Consider the following 1,309-nt stretch of genomic DNA (forward strand, 5'->3'; position numbering starts at 1 on the left):
GCCGGTCGTCGAGCGAAGAGGCCGAATCCTGCGATGATGGCGTAGCAGGCGATGGGTATGGTCATGGCGACGGCGAGGCTGCCGCTGGCATCGGCGAGGATGCCGTAGAGGAGGGGGACGATGGCGCCGCCGCAGATGGCGACGTTGATGATGCCCGAGCCGTCTGCGGCGCGCGGTCCGAGCTTTTCGCAGGCGAGCGAGAAGATGGTCGGGAACATGATCGAGTTCATCAGGCCGACCGCAAGCAGGCTGTAGGCCGCCAGCGTGCCGCCGGAGGTGGCCGAGACGGCGATCAGCACGATTGCGCCGGCGGCGTTGACGGCGAGGATCTTGCCCGGGCTGAACACCCGCAGGAATGCCGAGCCGATAAAGCGGCCCACCATCGCGCCGCCCCAATAGAGACCGATCATCCAGCCGATCGCGCTTTCCGGCTGGCCCAGGACGCGCTCCTGGGCGAGATAGTTGATGATGACCGACCCGATCGAGACCTCGGCGCCGACATAGAGGAAGATGCACAGCGCCCCGTAGCCGAAGCGGCTGCGCTTGAGCAGATCGAACCCGGCCAGACCCGAAGATGCCTCGTGCCGTTCGCCCTGCAGACGGTTGCGGAACATCCAGACCGCCAGTGCGACGAGGGCGATGAGCACCGCCACGCCGAGATAGCCCTGCCAGATCGCCTCGCTTTCGGCCTGGCGATAGGCGATGAGAGCGGCGCCCGAGAGCTCGTCTGCGGTGACATTGGCGAGACTGCCGAGAATGACGATCGACCCGACGATCGGAAAGACGGTGGTGCCGAGCGAGTTGAAGGCCTGCGCGAAGGTCAGGCGGCTATGCGCGGTGCGCTGCGGCCCGAGCAGGCTGATCAGCGGATTGGCCACGACCTGCACGATCACGACACCGCTGGCGAGGACGAACAGGGCAAGCAGGAACACCCAATAGGTCGCCGTCTGGCTGGCGGGAATGAACATCAGGCAGCCGACCATCATGGTCAGCAGGCCGGCTACCGCGCCGCGCATATAGCCGATCTTCTTGACCAGCTTGGCGCCTGGAATGCCGATGATCGCATAGGCGGCGAAGAAGCAGAACTGGACCAGCATCGCCTGGGTGTAGTTGAGCGTGAAGAGTTCCTTCAGCTTCGGGATGATCACATCGTTGAGCGAGGTGATGCCGCCGAAGATGAAGAACAGGCCGAACACGAAATACTGCAGACCCGGCGCATCCACACCGCCCGCATCCTCCTGCGCCACACCATCAACGCCCGACACCATATCCGCAGCAAGTGCCATTCCATCCCTCCACAATGAAGCCG

At 64.4% G+C, this 1,309-nt stretch carries 1 protein-coding gene; it reads right to left on the minus strand.

Annotated features, from left to right (window positions below):
- The coding region (locus K3174_RS16750) for a sugar MFS transporter (RefSeq protein ID WP_221560589.1) at nt 1-1,286 on the minus strand (1,286 nt) is incomplete at its 3' end.
- Nucleotides 1,287-1,309: the final 23 nt, after the last annotated feature.

The organism is Qipengyuania qiaonensis (assembly GCF_019711515.1).
Lineage (GTDB): Bacteria > Pseudomonadota > Alphaproteobacteria > Sphingomonadales > Sphingomonadaceae > Qipengyuania > Qipengyuania qiaonensis.